Source organism: Nocardioides sp. LHG3406-4, from assembly GCF_049897745.1.
Lineage (GTDB): Bacteria > Actinomycetota > Actinomycetes > Propionibacteriales > Nocardioidaceae > Nocardioides.
This window is the reverse complement of record NZ_JAFCWV010000005.1, coordinates 50,836-76,551: the sequence shown is the minus strand read 5'-3', so window position 1 is coordinate 76,551 and position 25,716 is coordinate 50,836. Positions and strand designations below refer to the sequence as shown.

At 72.3% G+C, this 25,716-nt stretch carries 24 protein-coding genes; 22 read left to right on the top strand and 2 right to left on the bottom strand.

Annotation, left to right across the window (positions count from 1 at the left end):
- Positions 1–60 precede the first annotated feature (60 nt).
- The 3 genes from ACP7BP_RS17180 to ACP7BP_RS17170 all read left to right on the top strand — a co-directional run bounded on the left by ACP7BP_RS17180 (position 61) and on the right by ACP7BP_RS17170 (position 3,293).
- Positions 61–1,017 (top strand): proteasome assembly chaperone family protein, encoded by a 957-nt coding sequence (locus tag ACP7BP_RS17180; protein ID WP_426246343.1) that lies wholly within the window; start codon positions 61–63, stop codon positions 1,015–1,017.
- Positions 1,017–1,877, top strand: coding sequence for an acyl-CoA thioesterase (locus ACP7BP_RS17175; protein WP_426246342.1), 861 nt, complete (start codon positions 1,017–1,019; stop codon positions 1,875–1,877). The genes ACP7BP_RS17180 and ACP7BP_RS17175 overlap by 1 nt, the downstream gene beginning before the upstream one ends.
- A gap of 174 nt (positions 1,878–2,051) precedes the next feature.
- A complete protein-coding gene (locus tag ACP7BP_RS17170; protein WP_426246340.1) occupies positions 2,052–3,293 on the top strand; it encodes a peptidoglycan DD-metalloendopeptidase family protein in 1,242 nt (413 codons plus the stop codon).
- A gap of 28 nt (positions 3,294–3,321) precedes the next feature.
- Here ACP7BP_RS17170 and ACP7BP_RS17165 read toward each other — a convergent pair whose 3' ends face one another.
- Together ACP7BP_RS17165 and ACP7BP_RS17160 are read right to left on the bottom strand one after the other, a co-directional pair.
- Positions 3,322–4,173, bottom strand: a complete 852-nt coding sequence (locus ACP7BP_RS17165; protein ID WP_426246338.1) for a MaoC/PaaZ C-terminal domain-containing protein — start codon at positions 4,171–4,173, stop codon at positions 3,322–3,324.
- Between the two features lies 1 nt (position 4,174).
- Positions 4,175–5,512: a 3-oxoacyl-ACP reductase gene (locus ACP7BP_RS17160; RefSeq protein WP_426246336.1), complete on the bottom strand. Its 1,338-nt coding sequence runs from the start codon at positions 5,510–5,512 to the stop codon at positions 4,175–4,177.
- 96 nt (positions 5,513–5,608) lie between these two features.
- On the opposite strand from ACP7BP_RS17160, the gene ACP7BP_RS17155 reads away from it, so the two are divergent.
- From ACP7BP_RS17155 to ACP7BP_RS17065, 19 genes are all read left to right on the top strand, one after another.
- On the top strand, positions 5,609–6,889 hold the full coding sequence (locus ACP7BP_RS17155) for an acetyl-CoA C-acetyltransferase (protein WP_426246335.1): 1,281 nt from the start codon (positions 5,609–5,611) through the stop codon (positions 6,887–6,889).
- 82 nt (positions 6,890–6,971) lie between these two features.
- Complete coding sequence (locus ACP7BP_RS17150) at positions 6,972–7,787, top strand: DUF1206 domain-containing protein (RefSeq protein WP_426246334.1); 816 nt, start codon at positions 6,972–6,974, stop codon at positions 7,785–7,787.
- A gap of 91 nt (positions 7,788–7,878) precedes the next feature.
- Positions 7,879–8,439, top strand: coding sequence for a bifunctional pyr operon transcriptional regulator/uracil phosphoribosyltransferase PyrR (gene pyrR / locus ACP7BP_RS17145; protein ID WP_426246333.1), 561 nt, complete (start codon positions 7,879–7,881; stop codon positions 8,437–8,439).
- Positions 8,436–9,365 carry an aspartate carbamoyltransferase catalytic subunit gene (locus tag ACP7BP_RS17140; protein ID WP_426246332.1) on the top strand — a complete coding sequence of 310 codons (930 nt, stop codon included), beginning with the start codon at positions 8,436–8,438 and terminating at the stop codon, positions 9,363–9,365. Before pyrR ends, ACP7BP_RS17140 begins: the two co-directional genes overlap by 4 nt.
- A gap of 32 nt (positions 9,366–9,397) precedes the next feature.
- Positions 9,398–10,690, top strand: a complete 1,293-nt coding sequence (locus tag ACP7BP_RS17135; RefSeq protein WP_426246331.1) for a dihydroorotase — start codon at positions 9,398–9,400, stop codon at positions 10,688–10,690.
- Positions 10,691–10,823: 133 nt separating this feature from the next.
- On the top strand, positions 10,824–10,982 hold the full coding sequence (locus tag ACP7BP_RS17130) for a hypothetical protein (protein ID WP_426246330.1): 159 nt from the start codon (positions 10,824–10,826) through the stop codon (positions 10,980–10,982).
- A gap of 67 nt (positions 10,983–11,049) precedes the next feature.
- The gene (gene carA, locus ACP7BP_RS17125) at positions 11,050–12,201 is read left to right on the top strand and encodes a glutamine-hydrolyzing carbamoyl-phosphate synthase small subunit (RefSeq protein ID WP_426246329.1); all 1,152 of its coding nucleotides are present in this window, start codon (positions 11,050–11,052) and stop codon (positions 12,199–12,201) included.
- A complete protein-coding gene (gene carB, locus ACP7BP_RS17120; protein ID WP_426246328.1) occupies positions 12,201–15,527 on the top strand; it encodes a carbamoyl-phosphate synthase large subunit in 3,327 nt (1,108 codons plus the stop codon). The genes carA and carB overlap by 1 nt, the downstream gene beginning before the upstream one ends.
- Positions 15,527–16,582, top strand: a complete 1,056-nt coding sequence (locus tag ACP7BP_RS17115) for a quinone-dependent dihydroorotate dehydrogenase (protein WP_426246327.1) — start codon at positions 15,527–15,529, stop codon at positions 16,580–16,582. The genes carB and ACP7BP_RS17115 overlap by 1 nt, the downstream gene beginning before the upstream one ends.
- On the top strand, positions 16,575–17,399 hold the full coding sequence (locus tag ACP7BP_RS17110; RefSeq protein WP_426246325.1) for a hypothetical protein: 825 nt from the start codon (positions 16,575–16,577) through the stop codon (positions 17,397–17,399). Before ACP7BP_RS17115 ends, ACP7BP_RS17110 begins: the two co-directional genes overlap by 8 nt.
- Positions 17,396–18,211 carry a tRNA-dihydrouridine synthase gene (locus ACP7BP_RS17105; protein WP_426246323.1) on the top strand — a complete coding sequence of 272 codons (816 nt, stop codon included), beginning with the start codon at positions 17,396–17,398 and terminating at the stop codon, positions 18,209–18,211. The genes ACP7BP_RS17110 and ACP7BP_RS17105 overlap by 4 nt, the downstream gene beginning before the upstream one ends.
- On the top strand, positions 18,208–19,050 hold the full coding sequence (gene pyrF / locus ACP7BP_RS17100; protein ID WP_426246321.1) for an orotidine-5'-phosphate decarboxylase: 843 nt from the start codon (positions 18,208–18,210) through the stop codon (positions 19,048–19,050). The genes ACP7BP_RS17105 and pyrF overlap by 4 nt, the downstream gene beginning before the upstream one ends.
- Positions 19,047–19,499, top strand: a complete 453-nt coding sequence (locus ACP7BP_RS17095; RefSeq protein WP_426246319.1) for a hypothetical protein — start codon at positions 19,047–19,049, stop codon at positions 19,497–19,499. Before pyrF ends, ACP7BP_RS17095 begins: the two co-directional genes overlap by 4 nt.
- A gap of 97 nt (positions 19,500–19,596) precedes the next feature.
- Entirely contained in the window at positions 19,597–19,917 is a 321-nt protein-coding gene (mihF, locus tag ACP7BP_RS17090) for an integration host factor, actinobacterial type (protein ID WP_426246318.1), read from the top strand.
- Entirely contained in the window at positions 19,914–20,528 is a 615-nt protein-coding gene (gene gmk / locus ACP7BP_RS17085; protein WP_426246317.1) for a guanylate kinase, read from the top strand. Before mihF ends, gmk begins: the two co-directional genes overlap by 4 nt.
- Before the next feature lie 38 nt (positions 20,529–20,566).
- Positions 20,567–20,911: a DNA-directed RNA polymerase subunit omega gene (gene rpoZ / locus ACP7BP_RS17080; RefSeq protein WP_426246316.1), complete on the top strand. Its 345-nt coding sequence runs from the start codon at positions 20,567–20,569 to the stop codon at positions 20,909–20,911.
- 94 nt (positions 20,912–21,005) lie between these two features.
- Positions 21,006–22,229 carry a bifunctional phosphopantothenoylcysteine decarboxylase/phosphopantothenate--cysteine ligase CoaBC gene (gene coaBC, locus ACP7BP_RS17075; protein ID WP_426246314.1) on the top strand — a complete coding sequence of 408 codons (1,224 nt, stop codon included), beginning with the start codon at positions 21,006–21,008 and terminating at the stop codon, positions 22,227–22,229.
- Positions 22,230–22,347: 118 nt separating this feature from the next.
- Positions 22,348–23,538 (top strand): methionine adenosyltransferase, encoded by a 1,191-nt coding sequence (metK, locus tag ACP7BP_RS17070; protein ID WP_426246312.1) that lies wholly within the window; start codon positions 22,348–22,350, stop codon positions 23,536–23,538.
- 136 nt (positions 23,539–23,674) lie between these two features.
- A complete protein-coding gene (locus tag ACP7BP_RS17065) occupies positions 23,675–25,714 on the top strand; it encodes a primosomal protein N' (protein ID WP_426246311.1) in 2,040 nt (679 codons plus the stop codon).
- Positions 25,715–25,716: the final 2 nt, after the last annotated feature.

Genomic DNA, 25,716 nt, shown 5'->3' with positions numbered 1-25,716 from the left:
TCAGCCGGGCGCCGCCCTATCGTGGGCGCAGGCCGTCTCGGCAGTATCAGGAGGAACCGCGTGTCCCAGGAGTCCAGGCTCGTGCACATCGTCGACGAGGTGCCCGAGCTCGACGGGGTCGAGGACCTCACGATGGTCGTGGTCCTCACCGGCTTCCTCGACGCGGGGCAGGCGGCCGACCACACCGCCCAGTACCTCCAGGACGGCTCCGAGGGCCCGGTCGTGGCGACGTTCGACGTCGACGTGCTGCACGACTACCGCGCCCGCCGGCCCCCGATGTCGTTCGTGCGCGACCACTACGCCGACTTCGACGCCCCGCGCCTGGCCGTGCGACTGGTGCGCGACACCGGTGGGACGCCGTTCCTCCTGCTGCGCGGCCCCGAGCCCGACACCCGCTGGGAGGGCTTCGCTGCCGGGGTGCGCGACGTCGTCGAGCGCTTCGGCGTACGTCGCGTGGTCAGCCTGGGCGCCGTGCCGATGGCGGTGCCGCACACCCGGCCGATCGCCGTCACCCCGCACGCCAACCGGCCCGAGCTGCTGGTCACCTTGAGCCCGTGGCAGAGCGAGCTGCGGATCCCGTCGAGCGCGCAGGCGCTGCTGGAGCTGCGACTGGGGGAGTGGGGCCACGACGCCCTCGGGTTCGTGGCGCACATCCCGCACTACCTCGCCCAGATGGACTATCCCGTCGCCTCGCTGGCGCTCCTCGAGCACCTCGAGCTGGGTGGCCACCTCACCATCGACCTGACCGCGATGCGCGAGGCGGCGCGGGCGTGCGAGGTCGAGATCGCCCGCTACCTCTCCGCGAACGACGAGGTCGACGAGGTGGTCACCGCCCTCGAGCAGCAGTACGACGCGTTCCGCCGGTCCGAGGAGAGCGGATCCTCGCTTCTCGCGCATGACGAGCCGATGCCGACCGGGGAGGAGATCGGCCGGCAGTTCGAGCAGTTCCTCGCCGGGCTGGACGGCCCGGACGGGACATCCGGGACCGGCGGGCCCAGAGACGGGCAGGGCGACTGATGCCGGGCACCGCGGCGGACCTGCTGCGCCTCCTCCAGCTCGAGGACCTCGACCGGGACCTCTACCGGGGCACCCAGCCGGAGACCTCCCGGCAGCGCGTCTTCGGTGGGCAGGTGGCCGCGCAGGCGCTGGTGGCCGGCGTGCGCAGCGTGGAGCCGGAGTACGCGATCCACTCGCTGCACTCCTACTTCCTGCGACCGGGTGACACCACCGTCCCGATCATCTACGACGTGGAGCGCATCCGGGACGGGCGCAGCTTCGCCACCCGCCGCGTGGTCGCGCGCCAGCACGGTCGGGCGATCTACTACCTGACCGCCAACTACCAGCGCCCCGAGGCGGGCCTGGACCACCACGACGTCATGCCCGACGTGCCGGGCCCCGACCACGGCCTGCCGATGTCGCAGCTGGCGCGCAGCGCCTCCGACCGCGCGGGCGACGACTGGGACCGGGAGTGGTCGGCCCTCGACGTCCGGCACCTCGGCACCAGCACGCAGGGGCTCACGCCCGACCCGGCGCACCCGGCGCAGGCCCGGCTCTGGGTGCGGGTCAACGGTGACCTGGGCGACGACGCCCACACGCAGCTCGCGGCGTTCACCTATGCCAGCGACCTCACCCTGCTCGGCGCCGCCCTGGTGCCGCACGGCATCCACATCACCGACCCGCGCCTCCAGGCGGCCAGCCTCGACCACACCATCTGGTTCCACCGGCCGTTCCGCGCGGACCAGTGGTGGCTCTACGACCAGGTCTCACCGTCGGCCTCGGGGGGACGCGGGCTGGCGTTGGCCCGGGTCTTCACCCAGGACGGCACCATGGTCGCGACCGTGGCCCAGGAGGGGCTGATCCGGGTCCGCGAGGGCTGATGAGCGGCGCGTGTACCACTACACCGATGTAATTCGGAGTATTTCCGCCCGCGACACGCCGAACGGTGGTTACCTTTGAGCGCTTCTGTGGCCGCTGTCGTCGTCTGAGTGCCTCCGTGACGGGGGTGGTTGGTGTGACACGTGGTCACTCCAGAACTCTCCGAGGCGGTCCCCGTGAGCTTCACCTGGTCCCACGCGTTCGTCCCTGCTGCGACGGCTGTCGCCGTCGCCGGTGCGGCGCTCGTGAGCGCCACCTCCGTCGTCAGCGCGGGAGCGACCACCGGCGTCGCCCCCACGACGGCGTACGACCTTCCGTTCTCGTGCGGCCAGACGTGGAGCGGCGGGACCCGTGCCAAGCACAGCCCGAGCCGCAACGCCATCGACTTCAACCGGCCGGGCGACGAGGGCAGCGGCGTCGTGGTTGCCGCGCCCGGGGTGGTGGCCACCGCGGTCACCGTCGACCGGGGCGGCTACGGACGCTACGTGGTCGTCGACCACGGCAACGGCGAGAGCTCGCTCTACGCCCACCTGAAGGCGGTCATGGTGCGCCCGGGGCAGTCCGTCGACAAGGGTGCGCTGCTCGGCGCCGTCGGCTCGTCCGGCAACGCCAGTGGTCCGCACCTGCACTTCGAGGAGCGCAGCGGTCGCTCGGTGGTGCGTCCAGTGTTCGCGGGCGCCGACTGGCGCGCCAGCACCGTCGCGTCGACCAACTGCGTCGACCTCCCGATCGCCGCCAACCTGGCCGGCGACGGGGTCGCCGAGCTCCTCGTCTTCCGGCGTACGAGCAAGTCCAGCTTCGAGGCCCAGCCCACCGCCGGGTACGCCGGTGGCTCGATGCCCTTCGGCGTGCCCAGCGACGAGCCGGTGCTCGGCGACTGGAACGGTGACGGCTACGACGACCTCGGTGTCCGCGCCCCACGCACCGGCATGTTCAAGCTCAGTGGCCCGGCCGGGATCACGCGGCTCAAGTACGGCGTCCGCGGCGACCGCCCCGTGGCCGGCGACTGGAACGGCGACGGCACCTCAGACGTGGGCGTGCGCCGTCCGTCGACCTCGTCGTTCTACCTCCGCCAGGCCGACGGCACGACATCCACCGTGCCGCTGGGCGACACCGACGACCTGCCGGTCACCGGTGACTGGAACGGCGACGGGATCTCCGACCTGGGCGTCTACGACCAGGCCACCGCCAGCTTCACGCTGCGCGTCGCCGCGGCCGGTGCCGCGCCGTGGACCGCGGTGGTCCCGTTCGGCGCTGTCGGCGACCTGCCGGTCATCGGCGACTGGGACGGCAACGGCACGAGCGACGTCGGCACCTGGACTCCGTCGACTGCGGTATTTGTGCAGCGCCAGGCGCCTCTGGCCACCAGCGTCGCGCGGTCGGTGACGTCGGTGCAGTGGGGCAACCCGCGCCGCTGACGCGCTCCTGCCCCGGACGGTCAGGACCTCAGAGCGAGGTGCTGCGTCCGACGAGGTGCGGCGATTCGTCACGAGGGCTGGTCAGCGCGAAGGCCCAGCCGTCGTGCTGCTGCTCGAGCCCGAACGACACCGTGCCCGGGAGGAACACCGGCTTCTTGAAGGCCGCCTCCACCCGCACCGCGTCGGGCAGGCGGTTCTCGATCGCGGCCACACACCGGGCCAGGCTCCACATGCCGTGGGCGATCTGGCGCTTGAAGCCCAGAGCCCGTGCGGTCAGCGGATAGAGGTGGATGGGGTTGAGGTCGCCCGACACCCGGGCGTACCTGCGCCCGAGGTCGGCCGGCAGCCTCCAGTCGATGGTGCCGGGTGGGGTGGAGTCGAGGCGCAGCCCCTCGGCCGCGGGCTCGGATCCCTGGCCCCGACGCAGGTACGACGACGTCGACTCCCACACCGTGGCGTCGCCGGCTGCGGTGACGGTGGTGACGAAGTCGAGCACGACACCCTTGGCGTGCGGACTGGGCGTGCCCACCGACGTGGTGACGTCCAGCGTCTCGCCGAGCCGGACGGGCCGCTGCGAGGTGATGGAGTTCTCGATGTGCACGGTGCCGATGGCCGGCCAGGGGAACGCCGGGTCGCTCATGATCTCCAGGTGCAGCGGGAACGCCAGCAGGTGCGGGTAGGGCAACGGCGCGGTGTCCTTGGGCGGGAACCCGCACACCCGTGCGTATGCCGCCACGTCGGCTCGGTCGACCGGGACGCCTGGGCGCGAGCGGCTCAGCCCGGTGAAGTCGCCGGGCCGGGCCTTCTTGATGCCGGGCAGCTGGTTGACGCCGGGGACTGCGGGCAGCGCCGCCCTCACGAGTCCGGCGATCCCGGCCATGTCAGGCCCCCATCATCATCTGGCCGCACACCCGCACGACGTTGCCGTTGACGGCTGTCGAACCTGGCGAGGCGAGCCACGCGACCGTCTCGGCCACGTCGACCGGCAGTCCGCCCTGGCTCAGCGAGTTGAGGCGCTGGCCGACCTCGCGGGTCGCGAACGGAACAGCCGCGGTCATGGCCGTGATGATGAAGCCAGGAGCGACCGCGTTCACGGTGATGCCACGGTCGAGCTCGTCGGCGAGGCTGTCGACGAGTCCGATGACGCCGGCCTTCGAGGCGGCGTAGTTGGTCTGGCCCACGTTGCCGGCGATGCCGGCGATGGACGCCACGCCGACGATGCGGCCGTTGTCGTTGAGGACGCGCTGGGCGAGGAGCTCGCGGGTGATGGTCTCGGGAGCGGTGAGGTTGACCGCGATCACCGACTCCCAGCGGTCCGCCGCCATGTTGGCGAGCCTCCTGTCGCGGGTGATCCCGGCGTTGTGGACGACGATGTCGACGCCGCCGTGCTGCTGCGCCAGGTGTTGGGCGATGCGCTGGGCGGCGTCGGAGTGGGTGATGTCGAGGGCCAGGTGGTCGCCGTCGAGCTCCCTCATGAGGCTCGCCAGCTCGCCGGCGGCCTGCGGCACGTCGACGCCTACGACGGTCGCTCCGTCGCGGTGCAGGACCCGGGCGATCTGCTCGCCGATGCCGCGGCTCGCGCCGGTCACCAGGGCGATCCGGCCCGCGAGGGGCCGGGACCAGTCGAGCACCTCGCCTGCGCCGGTCGAGCCGTGCGCGCCGATCCGCACCACCTGTCCAGAGACATAGGCCGACTTGGGGGAGAGCAGGAACGCCAGGGTCGAGTCGAGCGCCGACTCGGCCCCGGGCGCGACGTACACGAGCTGGACGGTGCCGCCGCGGCCGATCTCCTTGCCGAGGGAGCGCGTGAAGCCCTCGAGCGCACGCTGCGCGACGCGTTGCGCACCCTCCACCTCGCCTGGCTCCGTGCCGAGTACGACGACCCGCGGGCAGGTCTCGAGGCGGCGCATGAGCGGGGTGAAGAACGCCTGGAGCGCGACCAGCCCCGCCGACTCCGTGATGCCGGTGGCGTCGAAGACCAGTGCCTTGAAACGGGTGTCGTCGCCGGGCTCCCCGGCGACGGCGGCGATGTCCAGGCCCTCGAGCCTCCCGACCAGGGAGTCGGCGAGTCGTCCACCGCCACCGACCAGTACCTCGCCCTTGACCAGCGGCTCTCCGGCGGAGTACCGCTCCAGCGGGGCGGGGTTGGGCAGGCCCAGGTTCTTGACCAGCAGCCTGCCGAGCGGGGACCTCACGAAGCCTTGGTAGCGATCACTCATGTCGATAGGTAACTTCCTGTGTAACTGGGTGTCCACTTCTCGTGACGTGAACCTCAGTGCATTCCCTGCCGAGGGGGTCTCGGCAAGGATAGGAGCATGGACTCGAACACTCGAAGGGTCGCGATCCTCGGCGGCAACCGGATCCCGTTCGCCCGCTCCAACTCCGTGTACAGCGACGTCTCCAACCAGGAGATGCTGACCGCGGCCATCGACGGTCTCGTGGCCCGGTTCGGACTCGACGGCGAGCGGCTCGGAGAGGTCGTCGCCGGCGCGGTGCTCAAGCACTCCCGCGACTTCAACCTCACCCGCGAGTGCGTGCTCGGGTCGAGGCTCTCGGCCGAGACCCCCGCCATCGACATCCAGCAGGCGTGCGGCACCGGCCTCCAGGCCGCGATCCAGGTCGGCAACAAGATCGCGCTCGGGCAGATCGAGGTCGGGATCGCCGGCGGCTCCGACACCACGTCCGACGCTCCGCTGGCAGTCGGCGAGAAGCTGCGCAAGAAGCTGATCAGGGTCAGTCAGGCGAAGGACACCAGAGGGCGGCTGGCCGCGCTCGCCGCGATCCGTCCCGGCGACATCTCGCTCGCCGTACCCCAGAACAGCGAGCCGCGCACCGGCAGGTCGATGGGGGAGCACGCCGCCCTGACCGCGGTGGAGTGGCGGATCGGCCGCGAGGAGCAGGACGCGCTGGCCGCCCGGTCCCACCAGAACCTGGCCCGCTCCTACGACGAGGGCTTCCACGACGACCTCGTCACGCCGTTCCGCGGCGTGGAGCGCGACACCAACCTGCGGCCCGACTCCACCGTCGAGAAGCTCGCCACCCTCAAGCCGGTCTTCGGCAAGGGGGAGGCGGCGACGATGACCGCCGGCAACTCCACGCCGCTGACCGACGGCGCGTCCGCGGTGCTGCTCGCCTCCGAGGAGTGGGCCGCGGCACGCGGGCTGCCGGTGCTCGCCTACCTCACCGCCTACGAGACGGCGGCCGTCGACTACGTGCACGGCCACGAGGGCCTGTTGATGGCCCCGGCGTACGCCGTCGCGCGGATGCTCGAGCGCGAGGGACTGACGCTGCAGGACTTCGACTACTACGAGATCCACGAGGCCTTCGCCTCGCAGGTGCTCGCGACCCTGAAGGCGTGGGAGGACCCGGTGTTCTGCAAGGAGCGGCTGGGCCTCGACGCGCCGCTGGGCTCCATCGACCGCGACAAGCTGAACGTCAACGGCTCGTCGCTGGCAGCCGCCCACCCGTTCGCCGCCACCGGCGGCCGGATCCTGCCGGTGCTCGCCAAGCTGCTGGACCAGAGGGGATCCGGCCGCGGCCTGATCTCGATCTGCGCCGCAGGCGGCCAGGGGGTCGTGGCGATCCTAGAGAAGTGACACCGAGACGTGACACTGAGAAGTGACCTGAGAAGTGACACCGGTTGGCGGGGCGTGCCCGCGAGCGTGTTGACTCTGCCCCATGGGAGAACTGAAGAGCGCCGGACGCCAGGCCGAGAACAGCGAGTGGCTCGACTACGTCGTCCGGTTCGGCCTGGTGGCCTACGGCGTGGTGCACCTGCTGATCGCCTGGGTCGCTCTCCAGCTCGCCTTCGGTGAGACCGGCCGGTCGGCGTCGAGCACGGGCGCGCTGCAGGAGCTGGCCAGCCAGCCCTTCGGGGGAGCGGCGCTGTGGGCCGTTGCCGTCGGCTTGGCGCTGCTCGTCGTGTGGCGGCTCATCGAGGCCGCCTTCGGGCACGGCCAGGAGGATGGCAAGGAGAAGCTCGGCAAGCAGGTCATGTCGCTGCTCAAGGCCGTGCTCTACGGCGCCCTCGCGGTGAGCGCGCTCAAGGTGGCCCTCGGCTCCGGTGGCGGCGGTGGCGGTGGCGGCTCCGACACGATGACCGCCAAGGTGATGAGCTGGCCGGGCGGCCAGGTGCTGGTGGGCCTCGCCGGGGTCGCGATCATCGGGTACGGCGGCTTCACGGCGTGGCGCGGCTGGAGCGAGAGGTTCCTCGAGCACCTCGACTTCGACGGCCGCTCGGGCCGCGACGGGGCGGCGTACCGGATGTTCGGCAAGTTCGGCTACATCGCCAAGGGCGTCGCCGTCGCCCTGGTGGGCGGTCTCTTCGTGTACGCCGCGATCACCCACGACGCCGACAAGGGCGGTGGGCTGGACCAGGCCCTGCACACCGTGCTCAGGCAGGACTACGGCCCGTACCTGCTCGGCCTCATCGCCGTCGGCATCGGCTGCTACGGACTCTTCTGCTTCGCCCGCGCCCGTCACCTCAAGCGCTAGCGACTGATAGCAGTAGCGACTGATAGGGTCGCCCACGATCGACATCCTTTAACGAGCCGTCCCGTGAGGCGGAGAAGGAGGTCGGGGACCCATGTCTCCCACCGGACCACCCGTTCCCGGACGCCCCGCCGCCGGAAGAACTGTTCTCGATGCCCGTGACATCAACCGGGCGCTGACCCGCATCTCGCACGAGATCCTCGAGCGCAACAAGGGCAGCCAGGACCTCTACCTGCTCGGGCTGCACACCCGCGGCGTCCCCCTCGCACACCGGATCGGCGAGAAGATCGCCGCCGTGGAGGGCCACGACGTGCCCGTCGGGTCGCTCGACGTGACGATGTACCGCGACGACCTGCGGTCGCACCCCACCCGCAGCCCGCACAAGACGGCGGTCCCCGGCGGGATCGACGGCCAGGTCGTAGTGCTCGTCGACGACGTGCTGTTCTCCGGGCGCACCATCCGGGCCGCCCTCGACGCACTCAACGACCTCGGCCGGCCCGCCAGCGTGCGGCTGGCCGTGCTCGTCGACCGGGGCCACCGGGAGCTGCCGATCCGGGCCGACCACGTCGGGAAGAACCTGCCCAGTGCACTGGCCGAGCGGGTCAGCGTGCACCTGGCCGAGATCGACGGCACCGACGAGGTGGTGATCGCGTGAAGCACCTGCTGTCGATAGACGACCTCACGGTCGACGAGATGACGACCATCTTCGAGACCGCCGCCGAGATGCACGACGTGCAGCGGCGTGAGGTCAAGAAGCTCCCCGCGTTGCGTGGGCGCACGGTCATCAACCTCTTCTTCGAGGACTCCACCCGCACCCGCTCCAGCTTCGAGATCGCCGGGAAGTGGCTCTCGGCCGACACCATCAACATCACCGGCAAGGGATCGTCGGCCTCCAAGGGGGAGAGCCTCCGCGACACCGTCCGCACCATCTGCGCGATGGGGGTCGACGCGCTGGTCATGCGCCACTCCGCGAGCGGCGCGGCCCTGCAGGTCTCGCAGTGGGTCGACGCCGTGGTGATCAACGCCGGCGACGGCACGCACGAGCACCCCTCCCAGGCCCTGCTCGACGCCTACACGCTGCGCCAGCGGCTCGGCTCGCTCGAGGGCCGCCACGTCGTGATGGTCGGGGACCTCACCCACAGCCGGGTCTTCCGCAGCAACGTGAAGTCCCTGACGAGGCTGGGCGCCCGCCTCACCGTCGTGGCGCCCCCCACCCTGATGCCGAGCGGGATCGACGCCTGGTCCAAGGAGGCCGGCTTCGCCACGTCGTACGACCTGGACGAGGTGCTGCCCGGCGCCGACGCCGTGATGATGCTGCGGGTGCAGCGCGAACGGATGGCCGGCGGCTACTTCCCGAGCCCGCGCGAGTACACCGTCGGCTACGGGCTCACCCGCGAGCGGCTCGGTCACCTCAAGCCCGACGCGCCCATCTGCCACCCGGGCCCGATGAACCGCGGGCTCGAGATCGCCGCCGACGCCGCCGACGCGGCCCAGTCGGTCGTGCTCGACCAGGTGTCGGCCGGCGTGGCCGTGCGGATGTCGCTGCTCTACCACCTGCTCGCCGGAGAGGAAGCCCAGTGAGTGACCCAGTGAGTGACGCAGGGAATGACCCGGTGAGTGATCACGTGAGCCTGCTGATCAGGGGCGCCGCGCTGCTGGGCGGCGAGCGTGCCGACCTGCTCGTCGCGGATGGGGTCGTCCGGGAGGTCGGCTCCGTGTCGGCGTCGAGCGGCGTCGAGACCATCGACGCCGACGGCCTCGTCGCCCTGCCCGGGCTCGTCGACCTGCACACCCATCTGCGCGAGCCGGGCCGCGAGGACGCCGAGACCGTGCTCACCGGCTCCCGCGCCGCGGCCGTCGGTGGCTTCACCGCCATCTTGGCCATGGCCAACACCAGCCCGGTCACCGACACCGCCGAGGCCGCCGAGCGGGTCCTCGACCTCGGCCGCGCGGCGGGCCTGGTCGACGTACAGCCGGTCGGTGCCGTGACGCGGGGCCTGGACGGCGTGGAGCTCGCCGAGCTCGGCCTGATGGCGCGCTCCCGCGCCCGGGTCCGCGTCTTCTCCGACGACGGCAGGTGCGTGCACGACGCTCGGGTGATGCGCCGAGCGCTGGAGTACGTCAAGGCGTTCGGTGGTCGCATCAGCCAGCACGCCCAGGACCCCGACCTGGCGGGGCCGACGGCCTGCTGCCACGAGGGCGAGCTCTCCGGACGTCTCGGCCTGCCCGGCTGGCCGGGCATCGCCGAGGAGGTCATCGTGGCGCGCGACGTCATGCTGGCCCGGCACACCGGCTCTCGGGTGCACGTCGCCCACGTCAGCACGGCCGGGTCGGTCGAGGTGCTCCGCTGGGCGAAGCAGCAGGGCATCGACGTCACCGCCGAGGTGACCCCGCACCACCTGATGCTCACCACCGACCTCCTCGCCGACTACGACCCGACGTTCAAGGTGAACCCGCCACTGCGGCCCAGCGAGGACGTCGCGGCGCTGCGCGCCGCCCTGGCCGACGGCACGATCGACGCGGTGGCCACCGACCACGCTCCGCACGCACGCCACGACAAGGAGCACGCGTTCGTCGACGCGGCGTTCGGCATGCTCGGCCTCGAGTCCGCGCTGGCCGTCGTACGCACCGCCATGGACGACTCCTTCACCTGGGCCGACCTGGCCAGGGTGATGTCGCAGGCGCCGGCCCGCATCGCCGGACTGTCCGCTCAGGGGGGCGGGCTGGCCGTCGGCGAGCCCGCACACATCACCCTCGTCGACCCTGCCGCGACCGTCACGGTCGACCGGGACGCGTCGGTCTCGCTCTCGCGCAACAACCCGTGGCACGGCCGTTCGCTGACGGGCGCTGTGATGCACACGGTGTACGCCGGGCGCCTCACCGTCCGCGACGGAGCCCTCGCCTGACGTCGTGCCGGGGCCTCACCGGCCCAGCCGCGCCGTGGCAGGTGGTCTGATCCACCTGTCCGCATGTCGGGGAGTCGTAGCGCGACGGGCTCGCCGGTGTCACTCTCGCCGTGGGGAACAACGAGGGGGACACATGAACATCGCCCGTGGAGCAGCCGACTGGCCGAGCAGCCGAGTCGAGGACCTGATCGCCGCCGGGCACGGGCTAGGGGGGCTACCCGGTGAGCCGTGCCCGGCGGCGATCTCCGACGATCCCATCGCCGGACAGGTGCCGGAGACGACGCCCGCGTGAGGTAGGCTCGGCGTCGCTCGAACATCCTTTAACGATCCGTCCTGTGAGGCGGAGAAGGAGGTACGGCGTGCCGCGGCATGCATCCGCAGTCCCCCCAGCGATCCTGGTCCTCGAAGACGGCCGGTCCTTCCACGGAAGGTCCTACGGCGCCGAGGGCGAGACGTTCGGCGAGGCGGTGTTCTCCACCGGCATGACCGGCTACCAGGAGACACTCACCGATCCCAGCTACCACCGGCAGGTCGTCGTGATGACCGCGCCGCACGTCGGCAACACCGGCATGAACGACGAGGACCCGGAGTCCCGCCGCATCTGGGTGTCCGGCTACGTCGTCCGCGACCCGGCCCGGGTGCCGTCCAGCTGGCGGTCGGCGCGCAGCCTCGACGACGCGCTGCGCGAGCAGGGCGTCGTGGGCATCAGCGACATCGACACCCGTGCCCTGACCCGCCACCTGCGCGAGCGCGGTGCCATGCGGGTCGGCATCTCCTCGGCAGACACCACCGTCGAGGCCCTGCTCGAGCGGGTCCGCGCGTCCGGTGAGATGGTCGGCGCCAACCTGTCGGAGGCGGTGTCGACGGCCGAGGCCTACGTCGTGCCCGCGGTCGGCGAGCGGCGCTTCACGGTGGCCGCGGTCGACCTGGGCATCAAGGCCAACACCCCGAGGATGTTGAGCGAGCGCGGCATCGACGTGCACGTGCTGCCGGCGACGTCGTCGATCGACGATGTGCTCGCCGTGCAGCCCGACGGCCTGTTCTTCTCCAACGGCCCGGGCGACCCGGCGGCCACCACCGCGCAGGTCGAGCTGCTGCGCGAGGCCCTGCAGCAGGGCATCCCGTACTTCGGCATCTGCTTCGGCAACCAGCTCTTCGGCCGGGCTCTCGGCCTCGACACCTACAAGCTGAAGTACGGCCACCGCGGGATCAACCAGCCCGTGCTGGACCGCACCACGGGCAAGGTCGAGGTCACCTCCCACAACCACGGCTTCGCCGTGGCCTGGCCCGACGGCGTGCCGCTCGACGACAGCGTCGAGACGCCGTACGGCGTGGCGAGCGCCAGCCACATCTGCCTCAACGACGACGTGATCGAGGGGCTCGAGCTGCGCTCACCCGACGGCGCCCTGAAATCATTCTCGGTGCAGTACCACCCGGAGGCCGCAGCAGGACCGCACGATGCGGCGTACCTCTTCGACCGGTTCATCACCCTCCTGGAGGACGACGCCTGATGCCCAAGCGCACCGACATCCAGAGCGTCATGGTCATCGGCTCCGGACCGATCATCATCGGCCAGGCCTGCGAGTTCGACTACTCCGGCACCCAGGCGTGCCGGGTGCTGCGAGCCGAGGGGCTGCGCGTCATCCTGGTCAACTCCAACCCGGCCACGATCATGACCGACCCCGAGTTCGCGGACGCGACCTACATCGAGCCGATCACCCCCGAGTACGTCGAGAAGGTGATCGCCAAGGAGCGGCCCGACGCGCTGCTGGCCACTCTCGGCGGGCAGACCGCCCTCAACGCCGCGATGTCGCTCGCGGCCTCCGGCGTCCTCGAGAAGTACGGCGTGGAGCTGATCGGCGCCTCCATCGAGGCGATCGACCGTGGCGAGAACCGTCAGGTCTTCAAGAAGATCGTCGAGGAGCTCGGCGGCGAGTGCGCCCGCAGCGTGATCTGCCACTCGATCGACGACCTGCTCGCGGCCGCGGACGACCTCGGCTACCCGATGGTCGTGCGGCCGTCGTTCACCATGGGCGGCACCGGCTCCGGCATGGCCTACAACGAGGCCGACCTGCGCCGCATCGGCGGCAGCGGGCTGGCCGCCAGCCCCACCACGGAGGTGCTCCTCGAGGAGTCGATCATCGGCTGGAAGGAGTACGAGCTCGAGGTCATGCGCGACACCAAGGACAACGTGGTGATCGTCTGCTCCATCGAGAACCTCGACCCGATGGGCGTGCACACCGGTGACTCGATCACCGTGGCGCCCGCGATGACCCTCACCGACCGTGAGTACCAGGCCATGCGCGACCTGGCGATCGGCATCATCCGCTCGGTCGGCGTCGACACCGGCGGCTGCAACATCCAGTACGCCGTCAACCCGGCCGACGGCCGCCTGATCGTCATCGAGATGAACCCGCGGGTGTCGCGCTCCAGCGCGCTCGCCTCGAAGGCGACGGGCTTCCCGATCGCGAAGATCGCGGCGAAGGTGGCCATCGGCTACACCCTCGACGAGATCCCCAACGACATCACGATCCGGGAGGATGGGTCGAGCACGCCCGCGGCGTTCGAGCCGACCCTCGACTACGTCGTGGTGAAGGTGCCGCGGTTCGCGTTCGAGAAGTTCCCGGGGGCCGACCAGACGCTGACGACGCACATGAAGTCGGTCGGCGAGGCGATGTCGATCGGGCGCAGCTTCACCGAGGCCCTGCAGAAGGCGCTGCGCTCGCTGGAGAGCGACGGGTCGGTGTTCGACTTCGCTCCCGGTGCGCCCCTCGACCTGGAGGCGCTCCTGGAGAAGTCGAAGATCCCGACCGACGGCCGCCTCCGCACCGTGATGGACTCCATCCTCGCCGGAGCCACGCCCGAGCAGGTCAACGACGCGACCAGGATCGACCCCTGGTTCGTCGACCAGCTGTTCCTCATCAAGGAGGTCGCCGACGACATCGCGGCGGCCCCGCAGCTGGACCGCGAGACGCTCCGACAGGCCAAGCGGCACGGCTTCTCCGACGCCCAGATCGGCCGCATCCGCGGCATGCGCGAGGACGTCGTCCGCGGCGTACGCCACGCGCTCGGCCTGCGCCCGGTGTTCAAGACCGTCGACACGTGCGCGGCGGAGTTCGCCGCGGCGACGCCGTACCACTACTCCTCCTACGACGAGGAGTCCGAGGTCGCGCCGCGGAAGCGGGAGGCCGTCATCATCCTGGGCAGTGGCCCCAACCGGATCGGGCAGGGCATCGAGTTCGACTACTCGTGCGTGCACGCGTCGCTCGCACTGAGCGAGGCCGGCTACGACACGATCATGGTCAACTGCAACCCCGAGACCGTCTCCACCGACTACGACACCTCAGACCGGCTCTACTTCGAGCCGCTCACCCTCGAGGACGTCCTCGAGGTCGTGCACGCCGAGCAGCAGGCCGGACCGGTCGCGGGCGTCATCTGCCAGCTCGGCGGGCAGACGCCGCTCGGGCTGGCTCGCGGCCTGGAAGAGGCCGGCGTGCCCATCGTCGGCACCGCGCCGGAGGCGATCGACCTTGCCGAGGACCGCGGCGCCTTCGGCCGGGTGCTGCAGGAGGCCGGGCTGCCGGCGCCGAAGTTCGGCATGGCCACCTCCTGGGCCGACGCCCGGCGCATCGCCGCGAGCATCGGCTACCCCGTGCTGGTGCGACCGTCGTACGTCCTGGGCGGGCGCGGCATGGAGATCGTGTACGACGACGACTCGCTGCGCGGCTACATCGACCGGGCCACCGAGATCAGCCCCGAGCACCCGGTGCTCGTCGACCGCTTCATCGACGACGCGGTCGAGATCGACGTGGACGCCATCTTCGACGGCGAGGAGCTCTTCCTCGGCGGCGTGATGGAGCACATCGAGGAGGCCGGGGTGCACTCGGGCGACTCGTCGTGCGCGCTGCCGCCGATCACTCTCGGCGCCTCCGAGATCGACCGCATCCGGCACGCCACCGAGGCGATCGCCCGGGGAGTGGGCGTGCTCGGGCTCCTCAACATCCAGTTCGCCCTGGCCGCCGACGTCCTCTACGTGCTCGAGGCCAACCCCCGCGCGTCGCGCACCGTCCCGTTCGTCTCCAAGGCGACCGCGACACCGCTGGCCAAGGCCGCGGCGCGAGTGATGCTCGGCGAGTCGATCGCCGACCTGCGCACCGCCGGTGTGCTGCCGGCCTCCGGCGACGGCGGCCTGCTGCCCTCCGACGCACCCATCGCGGTGAAGGAGGCGGTGATGCCGTTCAACCGCTTCAAGACGGCCGACGGCCGCAACGTCGACACCGTGCTGGGCCCGGAGATGAAGTCGACCGGGGAGGTGATGGGCTTCGACGCCGACTTCGGCACGGCCTTCGCCAAGGCCCAGACGGCCGCCTACGGGTCGTTGCCGACCACGGGCCGGATCTTCGTCTCGGTCGCCAACCGCGACAAGCGCAACATGATCTTCCCGATCAAGGTGCTGGCCGAGCGTGGCTTCGAGATCATGGCCACGCAGGGCACCGCCGAGGTGCTGCGCCGCAACGGCATCAAGGTCACTACGGTGCGCAAGCACCACGAGGGTGCGGGCCCCGACGGCGAGCGCACCAGCGTCCAGCTGATCAACGACGGCGCCGTCGACCTGGTCGTCAACACGCCGTACTCCACGGGGAAGTCCGGCCGCCTCGACGGCTACGAGATCCGCACCGCCGCGGTGCTCGCCAACATCCCCTGCATCACGACGGTGCCCGGGCTCGGCGCGGCCGTGCAGGGCATCGAGGCGCTCAGCAGGGGCGAGGTCGGCGTACGCAGCCTCCAGGAGTGGAACGCTATGGCCGCTGCCGCGGCGGGGGAGGTGCGGCCCTGATGTCACGCCGCACGACCAGGCCCTACCGCCTGCTCTTCGACCACGCCCTCACCCGCGTCGACGCGGAGAGGGCGCACCAGGCGGCGTTCACCGCGATCCGCAGGGTCGAGCCGGTGGCCCGCCGCGTGGCGCCGCAGGTCGCCCTGCCGGTCGAGGCGCTCGGGCTGACGTTCCGGCACCCGCTGGGACTGGCGGCCGGCTTCGACAAGAACGCCGTCGGCATCGACGCGCTCGCCGCCCTGGGCTTCGGCCACGTCGAGATCGGCACCGTGACCGCGCGGCCGCAGCCCGGCAACCCGAAGCCGCGGCTCTTCCGGCTGCCGGGCGACGGCGCCGTGGTCAACCGGATGGGCTTCAACAACGACGGCGCCGCCGTGGTCGCGCTCCGTCTCGCCCAGCGCCAGGCCAGGGGCGCGCGCTCCGGGACCGTCGTCGGGGTGAACATCGGCAAGTCGAAGGTGGTGCCCGACGACGACGCGGCGGCCGTCGAGGCGGACTACCGCACCAGCACCCGGCTGCTGACGCCGTACGCCGACTACCTGGTGGTCAACGTCTCCTCCCCGAACACCCCGGGCCTCCGCAACCTGCAGGCGGTCGAGAAGCTCGAGCCCCTGCTGCGCGCGGTGCGTGAGGAGGCCGACGCCACCACCGGCCGGCGGGTGCCGCTCGTGGTCAAGATCGCCCCCGACCTCGACGACGACGACGTGCTCGCGGTGGCCGACCTGGCGCTGGCGCTCGGCCTCGACGGCATCTCCGCGACCAACACCACCATCAGTCGCGACGGCCTGGTCACCGATGCGGGCGACGTGGCCGGCGTCGGCGCCGGCGGTCTCTCCGGCCGGCCGCTGACCGCGCGCGCCCTCGAGGTGCTCCGGCTGCTCAAGGGCCGCGTGGGCGACGACCTGACCCTGGTCGGCGTCGGCGGCATCACCACCGTCGACGACGCGCGGGCCCGGCTCGACTCCGGCGCGACGCTGCTGCAGGGCTACTCGGCGTTCGTCTACGAGGGCCCGGCCTGGCCGCGGCGCATCGTCGCCGGACTGGCTCGTGGGTGAGCGCGACCCGCGCCACGTCGTGGCCGAGGTGCTGGCCATCAGGAGGGCGGGTGCCTACCGGCACCTCACCCTGGCCGCGCGCGGCATCGCGGAGCGGTTCCGTCCCGGCACCTTCGTGGCAGCGTCGGTCGCGCGCACGCAGCTGACCCGCCGCGCCCTGTGGATCCACCGGGTCTCGGCGACCGGCGCCTTCGGGCCCACGCTCGACGTGGTGGTCGAGCCGCGCGGTGTCGGTGGCCGCTGGCTGGCCGAGCTGACCGTCGGCTCCCGCATCGAGCTCACCGGACCGCTGGGGCGGCCGTTCACCATCCCGCGCGAGCCGGTGCCGTGCCTGCTGGTCGGTGAGGGGTATGCCGCCGCAGCGCTCTTCCCGCTGGCCGAGCGGCTGCGCGAGCGCCAGGCCGCCGTGACGTTCGTGCTCGCGGGGGCCGACGAGTCGCACCTGTTCGAGCCGCGCGAGGCCCGGCGGATGTCCCGCGCCGTGCACGTCGTCACCGCCGACGGCTCGGTCGGGACCCGCGGTGACGTGCTGTCGGTCCTCCTGGGCGCGATGGAGTCCTCCGAGGCGGCCGTGGTGTACGCCGCCGGCCCGACCGCGACGCTGCGTGCCGTGGCCGGGGCGGCGGCGCAGGCGGGGGTGCGGAGCCAGGTCGCGCTCGAGCAGCCGCTCCCGTGCGGCACCGGCCTGTGCCGGGGCTGCGTCATCGCGGTCCGGGACGCCGACGGCGAGCCCCACCGGGTGCGCGCCTGCATGGAGGGTCCGGTGCTGCCGGGCGACCGGGTCGACTGGGACTCCCTGATGGAGGATGCTCGGTGACCCTGCGCCTGAACCACCCGGTGATGATCGCCTCGGGCTGTGGCGGGACCGGCCGCGAGCTCGCGCCGTACCTCGACCTCGACGGCTTCGCCTTCGTCACCCGCACGCTGAGCCGGGACCCGCGCGTGGGCACCACCGCGTCCCGGATGGCAGAGGCGCCCAGCGGCCTGCTCAACACCCTCGGCGTGCACAACCCGGGGCTCGCACACTTCCTCGACGAGGAGCTGCCCTGGCTGGTCGGTGCCGGCGCGCAGGTCTTCGTGTCGGTGGCCGGGGCGACGCTGGGGGAGTACGCCGAGCTCGCCCGGCTCATCGGCCGTGCCCCGGGGGTCGCCGGCATCGAGGTCAACGTGTCGTTGCCCGACCCGGGCGGGGCCGGCATCTTCGAGGCCCGCGAGCCGTTCCATGCGGCCAGCGCGGTGGCCGCCGTACGCCGCGAGACGCCGTCCGACCTGCCCGTCCTGGCCAAGCTGCGACCCGACGTCAGCCGGGTGGTCGAGGCGGCCCGCGCGGTCGTCGAGGCCGGCGCCACCGCCGTCGTGGTGGGCAACGCGGTGCCTGCGGCGATGCCCGACGGGCGGCCGGCCGGCCTGTCCGGCCCGGCGATCGCCCCCATCGCCCTGCGCTGCGTGAGCGAGGTCTGCGGCCGGCTCCCCGACGTCACCGTGATCGGCTGTGGCGGCGTCGCCGAGGCCGCCGGCGCGCGCGCCCTGCTGGGCGCGGGGGCCGTCGCGGTGCAGGTCGGCACCGCCCTGCTCCGAGACCCCACGACCGCCACCCGGCTGGTGGCCGACCTCCAGGAGGACCAGTGAACCCAGCGCCGCTCGAGCCGTTCGGCCGACGCCTGCACCGCGCCATCGAGGAGCGGGGCCGATTCTGCGTGGGCATCGACCCCCATGTCGCGCTGCTGCGCGACTGGGGGCTCGACGACGACGTCGCCGGGCTCGAGCGCTTCGCCCTGACCGTGGTGGAGGCCGTGGCGCCCGTGGTCGGCGTGGTGAAGCCCCAGAGCGCGTTCTTCGAGCGCTTCGGCAGTCGTGGCGTCGCCGTCCTCGAACGGGTCATCCAGGAGTCCAGGGCGGCCGGCGCGCTGGTGCTCCTCGACGTCAAGCGCGGCGACATCGGGTCGACCAGCCAGGCCTACGCCGACGCCTACCTCGACTCCTCCTCACCGCTGGCCAGCGACGCGATCACCGCCAGCCCCTACCTCGGGTTCGGCTCGCTCGACCCGATGCTCGAGACCGCCCGCCGGCACGGGGCGGGCGTCTTCGTGCTCGCCCTCACCTCCAACAAGGAGGGCGCCGAGGTCCAGCACGCCCGCACCGGCGGGGCCACCGTGGCCGGCACCGTGCTCGGCCACCTGCGCCGCCTGAACGCCGATGCCGAGCCGCTCGGTGACCTGGGTGCGGTCATCGGCGCCACCATCGGCGAGACCGGCGAGGACCTGGCGTTCAACGGGCCGATCCTCGCGCCGGGGTACGGCGCCCAGGGCGGCACCCCGGCAGACCTGCGCCGGATCTTCGGCTCGGCCGCCCGCCACGTGCTGCCGTCGTCGTCGCGCGAGGTGCTGGCCGCCGGGCCCGACTCGGCGGCGCTGCGGGACGCGGCCCTCCGCGGCAACGAGGCGGTCGCCGACCTGGGCTCGGCGTGACCAGACGCCGACTCCTCGTCCTCGGCGTCCTGGTCGGCATGGTCGTGGGCGCCGGCTGGGTGGTCTGGGACCGCACGCACCCGTCGTACTGCGAGGTGGTCGCGGACCACCAGACCGAGCTGGCCGACATCACGTCCGCGGGTGGCCCGGGTGCCTCCTTCAAGGTGCTCGCGGCCTACCGCGACCTGCGGGCGGCGGCGCCCGATGACATCGAGGACGAGTGGGACCGGGTCGTCGGCCGGCTCGAGGCGCTCGAGGAGGCCCTCGAGGACGCTGACGTCGACCCGGAGACCTACGACCCCGACAGTCCGCCCGCCGGGCTGGACGCCGACCACCGCGCAGCGATCGAGGGAGCCGCACGCGAGGTGGGCAGCGACACGACGGTCGGGGCGATGGGCGAGCTCGAGCAGCAGGCACTTGACGTGTGCCACACGCCGCTCACCCAATAGCCACCCGCCGTTGCTAGTCGACCTCGCCCCTGACTAAATTGAGCGGCTCCCGGACCGCCGCCCCTTGCGCGCGCCCCCGAAGAGAACGAGGACACCAGTGGCCCTGCCCCCGCTCACACCCGAACAGCGCCAGGCGGCGCTGGAGAAGGCCGCCGCCTCCCGCCGGGAGCGCGCGGAGGTCAAGAACCGGCTGAAGAACTCCGGCGCCTCCATCGCCGACGTCCTGAGCGAGGGCCAGAAGAACGACGTGATCGGCAAGATGCGCGTCGTGGACCTGCTCCAGTCGATGCCCGGCCTGGGCAAGGTGCGCGCACGCCAGACAATGGAGCGACTCGGCATCGCCGAGAGCCGCCGGGTGCGTGGGCTCGGCACCAAGCAGGTAGCCGCGCTGGAGCGCGAGTTCGCCCCGGGCGAGTGACCGACCCCGGACCCACGGTCCCCGAAGCGTCCGTCAAGCCGTCGCGGCTCGTCGTCCTCGCCGGGCCCACGGCCGTCGGCAAGGGCACGGTGGCAGCCGACGTACGCAAGCGCCACCCGGAGGTCTGGATCTCCGTCTCGGCGACCACCCGGCCGCCGCGGCCCGGCGAGCGGCACGGCGTCCACTACTGGTTCGTCTCGGACGCGGAGTTCGACACGATGATCGAGCGCGGCGAGCTGCTCGAGTGGGCGGTGGTGCACAAGAGCGCCCGCTACGGCACGCCCCGGCGCCCGGTCGAGGAGGCTCTGGCGCAGGGCTGGCCGGCGCTGCTCGAGATCGACCTGCAGGGTGCGCGGCAGGTGCGCGACACGATGCCGGGCGCGCTGTTCGTGTTCCTGATGCCGCCGTCGTGGGACGAGCTGATCCGCCGACTGGTCGGTCGCGGCACCGAGACCGACGAGGAGAGGGAGCAGCGCCTCGACACCGCGCGGCAGGAGCTGGCCGCCCGGGACGAGTTCGACGTCACCATCGTCAACCACGAAGTTCACGCTGCAGCCGAGGAGTTGGTAGCCTTGATGGTGCTCGACGACGAACACCCGTTCGACCATTGATCGAGCGTGAATCTACCGACAATCTGCGAGGCTGACGCGTGTCTTCACCCAACATCGCCGCGGTGGGCGTTACCAACCCCCCGATCGACGACCTGCTCACCAAGACCGACAGCAAGTACAAGCTGGTTCTCTACAGCGCCAAGCGTGCCCGGCAGATCAACGCCTACTACTCCCAGCTCGGTGAGGGCCTCCTCGAGTACGTCGGCCCGCTGGTCGACACGCACGTCCAGGAGAAGCCGCTGTCGATCGCGCTCCGCGAGATCGCCGGCGACCTGCTGACCTGCGAGGACGTCGACCCCGCCGAGCTCGCCGCCGAGGAGGCAGCCGCCAAGGCCGCCCGTGACGAGGCGCGCGCCGCCGACCCCTTCGGCTCCAGCGAGTGAGTCGATCGCCGCGTTGAGCACGAGCACACCGCCCGGCTCCGACGACGAGGCCGCGTCCCAGCACGGGGCGCGGCCTCGCGTTTCTCCTGAGCAGGTGGCCCAGCAACCCGCTCGAAGGGTCGTGCTGGGCGTCTCCGGCGGCATCGCCGCCTACAAGGCCTGTGAGGTGCTGCGGCGCTTCACCGAGTCCGGGTACGACGTCACGGTGGTGCCGACGGCCGCCGCCCTGGAGTTCGTGGGCGCGCCGACCTGGGCGGCGCTGTCCGGCAAGCCGGTCTCCGCCGACGTCTGGACCGACGTGCACCAGGTCCCGCACGTGCGCATCGGTCAGAGCGCCGACCTGGTCGTCGTCGTACCCGCCACCGCCGACCTGCTGGCCAAGGCCGCCCACGGGCTGGCCGACGACCTGCTCTCCAACACGCTGCTGACGGCCCGCTGCCCGGTCGTCTTCGCGCCCGCCATGCACACCGAGATGTGGGAGCACCCCGCCACCGTCGCCAACGTCGCGACCCTGCGCTCACGCGGCCTGGTGGTCGTCGAGCCCGCCGAGGGGCGCCTCACCGGCAAGGACACCGGCAAGGGCCGGCTGCCCGATCCCGACGAGATCTTCGAGCTGGCGGTCCACGTGCTGGCCCGCGGCGCCGCAGCACCCGACCTGACCGGCCGGCACGTCGTGGTGTCCGCCGGCGGCACCCGCGAGTACCTCGACCCCGTGCGCTTCCTGGGCAACCGGTCGTCGGGCCTGCAGGGCTACGCGCTCGCCCGGGCCGCGGCCGCGCGCGGGGCAGAGGTCACGCTGGTCAGCGCCAACGTCTCGCTGCCCGACCCCGCCGGCGTCACGGTCACCCGGGTCGGGACGACCGCCGAGCTGCGCGACGCGGTGGTCGCCGGCGCGGCCACGGCCGACGCGGTCGTGATGGCCGCCGCCCCGGCCGACTTCCGGCCCACGGCGACGAGCGACCACAAGATCAAGAAGGCCGCCGACGGGTCGTCGCCGACGATCGAGCTGACCCAGAATCCCGACGTGCTCGCCACCATCTCGCACGACCGTGCGCGGCCGGGAGCGGTGATCGTCGGCTTCGCCGCCGAGACGGGCGACGAGACCGGCTCGGTCCTGGAGCTCGCCACCGCCAAGCTGGCCCGCAAGGGGTGCGACCTGCTGGTCGTCAACGACGTCAGCGGAGGCGCGGTGTTCGGCAGTCCCGACAACGAGGCGGTGATCCTCGCCGCCGACGGCGCGCGCCGCGCCGTACCCCATGGCTCGAAGGGGGCGCTGGCCGAGGTCATCTGGGACGAAGTGGTGGCCCGGCTCGACTAGCCCGATCCGATCAGCCCAACGACCAGCGCGCGCGGGGAACCGCCGTCTTGGATGCTGGGCCGATCGGATGCCTTACGTAGACTGACCTCTCCACTCAACCGATCGGGAGTACTTCATCGTGGCCGGACGCCTTTTCACCTCTGAGTCGGTGACCGAGGGTCACCCTGACAAGATCGCCGACCAGATCAGCGACTCGGTCCTGGATGCCCTGCTGGAGCAGGACCCGCACAGCCGGGTCGCTGTCGAGACCCTCCTGACGACCGGGCTCGTGGTCGTGGCCGGCGAGGTCTCGACCACCGGCTACGTCGACATCAAGCAGAAGGTCCGCGACCGGATCCTCGCGATCGGCTACGACTCCTCCGCCAAGGGCTTCGACGGCGCCTCGTGCGGTGTCATGGTCGCCATCGGCGGTCAGTCGGGTGACATCGCCCAGGGCGTCGACACCGGCCACGAGAGCCGCACCGGCTCGGTCGACGCGATGGACAAGCAGGGTGCCGGCGACCAGGGACTCATGTTCGGCTACGCCTGCGACGACACCGACGTGCTGATGCCGCTCCCGATCGTCATCGCCCAGCGGCTGGCCGAGCAGCTCTCCGCGGTCCGCAAGGACGGCACCCTCGACTACCTGCGCCCCGACGGCAAGACCCAGGTCACGATCGAGTACGACGCCGACAACCGCCCCGTGCGCGTCGACACCGTCGTGCTGTCCACCCAGCACTCCGAGGAGACCGAGCTCGACACCCTCGAGGGCGACATCAAGAAGCACGTCGTCGACCCCGTGCTCGACACGTTCTCCATCCCGTCCGAGGGCTACCGCCTGCTGGTCAACCCGACCGGCCGCTTCGTCGTGGGCGGACCGATGGGCGACGCTGGCCTCACCGGGCGCAAGATCATCGTCGACACCTACGGCGGCATGGCCCGCCACGGCGGTGGCGCGTTCTCCGGCAAGGACCCCTCGAAGGTCGACCGGTCCGCCGCCTACGCCATGCGCTGGGTCGCCAAGAACGTCGTGGCCGCCGGCCTGGCGACCCGCTGCGAGGCGCAGGTCGCCTACGCCATCGGGAAGGCCGCTCCCGTCGGCGTCTTCATCGAGACCTTCGGCACCGGCGTGGTGCCCGACGAGAAGATCCAGGACGCGGTGCTGTCGGTCTTCGACCTGCGTCCCGCAGCGATCATCGCCGACCTCGACCTGCTCCGCCCGATCTACGCGAAGACCGCGGCGTACGGCCACTTCGGTCGCGAGCTGCCGGAGTTCACCTGGGAGCGCACCGACCGGGCCGACGCGCTGAAGGCAGCGGTCGGGGTCTGAGGGGGCTTGCCGGGAGTCACCGGATATCCGGTGACTCCTGGGGTTCGGTGCCTTTGCAAAGGCCTCGAACCCCGGGACTCGCCCACGAAGCCTGGACCCGTACGACGCTGTCCGCGCCCGCTGGTAGACATCAGCCATGACGGCGAGCGGTGAGCAGGTGGGCAGCCAGCCCGACATGCTGCCGGGGCTGCGCGCCGCCGTCCGCGACTCCCGCGCCAAGGCCGCCGCGACCCGCAGGCGCAAGGCCGCCGAGGCCGAGCCCGCGGCGGTCGACCCGGTGGCGCGGGTGCTGGTCGACGTGCCGCTCGCCCACCTGGACCGGCCGTTCGACTACACCGTGCCAGCCGCCATGGCGGCCGACGCGGTCCCGGGCGCGCGGGTGAAGGTCCGCTTCGCCGGGCAGGACGTCGACGGCTTCGTCGTCGAGCGCGCCGCCGCCAGCGAGCACACCGGGCGGCTCGCGCCGCTGCGCCGGGTGGTGAGCGCCGAGCCGGTGCTGGCACCCGAGATCGCCGAGCTGAGCGCCGGCGTCGCCGAGAGGTACGCCGGCTCCCGGGCCGACGTGCTCCGCCTGGCCGTGCCGCCGCGCCACGCCACGATCGAGAAGCAGCCGTCGACGCCGACGCGGCCGGTCGTCGCCGACGCGCCTGCGGCCCAGGCGGCGTGGGCCGCGCACGAGCATGCAGCGGTGTTCCTTGGCCACCTGGCCGCGGGTGGGTCGCCGCGCGCGGTGTGGAACCCTCCGCCCGCCTCCGACTGGCCGGCGCTGGTCGCACACGTCGCGGCGCTGACGCTCGCGGGCGGCCGCGGGGTGCTGGTCTGCGTGCCCGACAAGCGCGATGTCGAGCGCGTGTCCGCCGCTCTCGACTCGGTCCTCGGCCCCGGCATGCACGTCGCCCTCACCGCCGACAGGGGCCCCGCCGAGCGCTACCGCCAGTTCCTGATGGTGTCGCGGGGCGCGGCTCGGGTCGTGGTCGGCACCCGCTCGGCGGCGTTCGCTCCGGTGCGCGACCTCGGTCTGGTCGTGATCTGGGACGACGGTGACGACCTCCATGCCGAGCCGCGCGCGCCGTACCCCCACTCACGTGAGGTGCTCCTCCTGCGCGCCGAGCAGCAGGGCACGGCCGCACTGGTCGGAGGCTTCGCGCGCACCTGCGAGGCCGACTACCTCCTGCGCACCGGGTGGGCGCGCCCGCTGGTCGCGACCCGCGAGCACGTCCGCGCCCAGGTCACCGCGGCGGTGGTGCCGGGGGAGGACCGGGCCATCGGCACGCGCATCCCGCGCGCGGTGCACGACCTCATCCGCGCCGGTCTGCAGCACGGGCCGGTGCTGGTGCAGACGCCCCGCCAGGGCTATGTCGCCACGCTGGCCTGCGAGCGCTGCCGCGCCCCCGCCCGCTGCACCGTGTGCTCCGGGCCGCTGCTGCTCGCGGGTCCCACCGAGCCGCCGCGATGCCGCTGGTGCGGCCACGACGCCCTCGGCTGGGCCTGCCCCGAGTGCGGCCACCGGGGCCTCCGAGCGCCGGTGCTGGGCGACGCGCGCACCGCCGAGGAGCTCGGCCGGATGTTCCCGAGCACCGCCATCCGTACCTCCAGCGGCGACCACGTGCGGGCCACCGTGCCAGACCGGCCCGAGATCGTCGTCGCGACGCCGGGAGGAGAACCGGTCGCCGACGGCGGCTACGCCGGCGTCGTCATCCTGGACACCTGGCTGACCCTGGCGCGGGCCGACCTGCGCACCGACGAGGAGGCCCTACGACGGTGGTTGAACGCCGCCGCACTCGTCCGCCCAGGCGGGCGCGTGATGGCCGTGGGCGACCCGGCGCACCCCGCACTCCAGGCCCTGGTCCGGTGGGACCCCGCCGGCTTCGCCAGCCGCGAGAACGAACAGCGGCTCGCCACGCACCTCGCGCCCGCCGTACGCCTGGCCACCGTCACCGGGGAGCCTGGGGCAGTCGACGACGCACTGACCCTGCTCGCGCCCCCCGAGGGCGCCGAGGTGCTCGGTCCGGTCCCGGTGGCAGACGACCCCGCGTCCGGCGAGGTCCGGCTGGTCGTGCGCGTGCCCCGGTCGCTCGGCGCCTCCCTGTCGAGTGCACTCGGGGAGCTCCAGCGGGTGCGGTCGGCGCGCAAGCTCGACGCCGTACGCATCCAGGTCGACCCTCCCTCGATGTGACC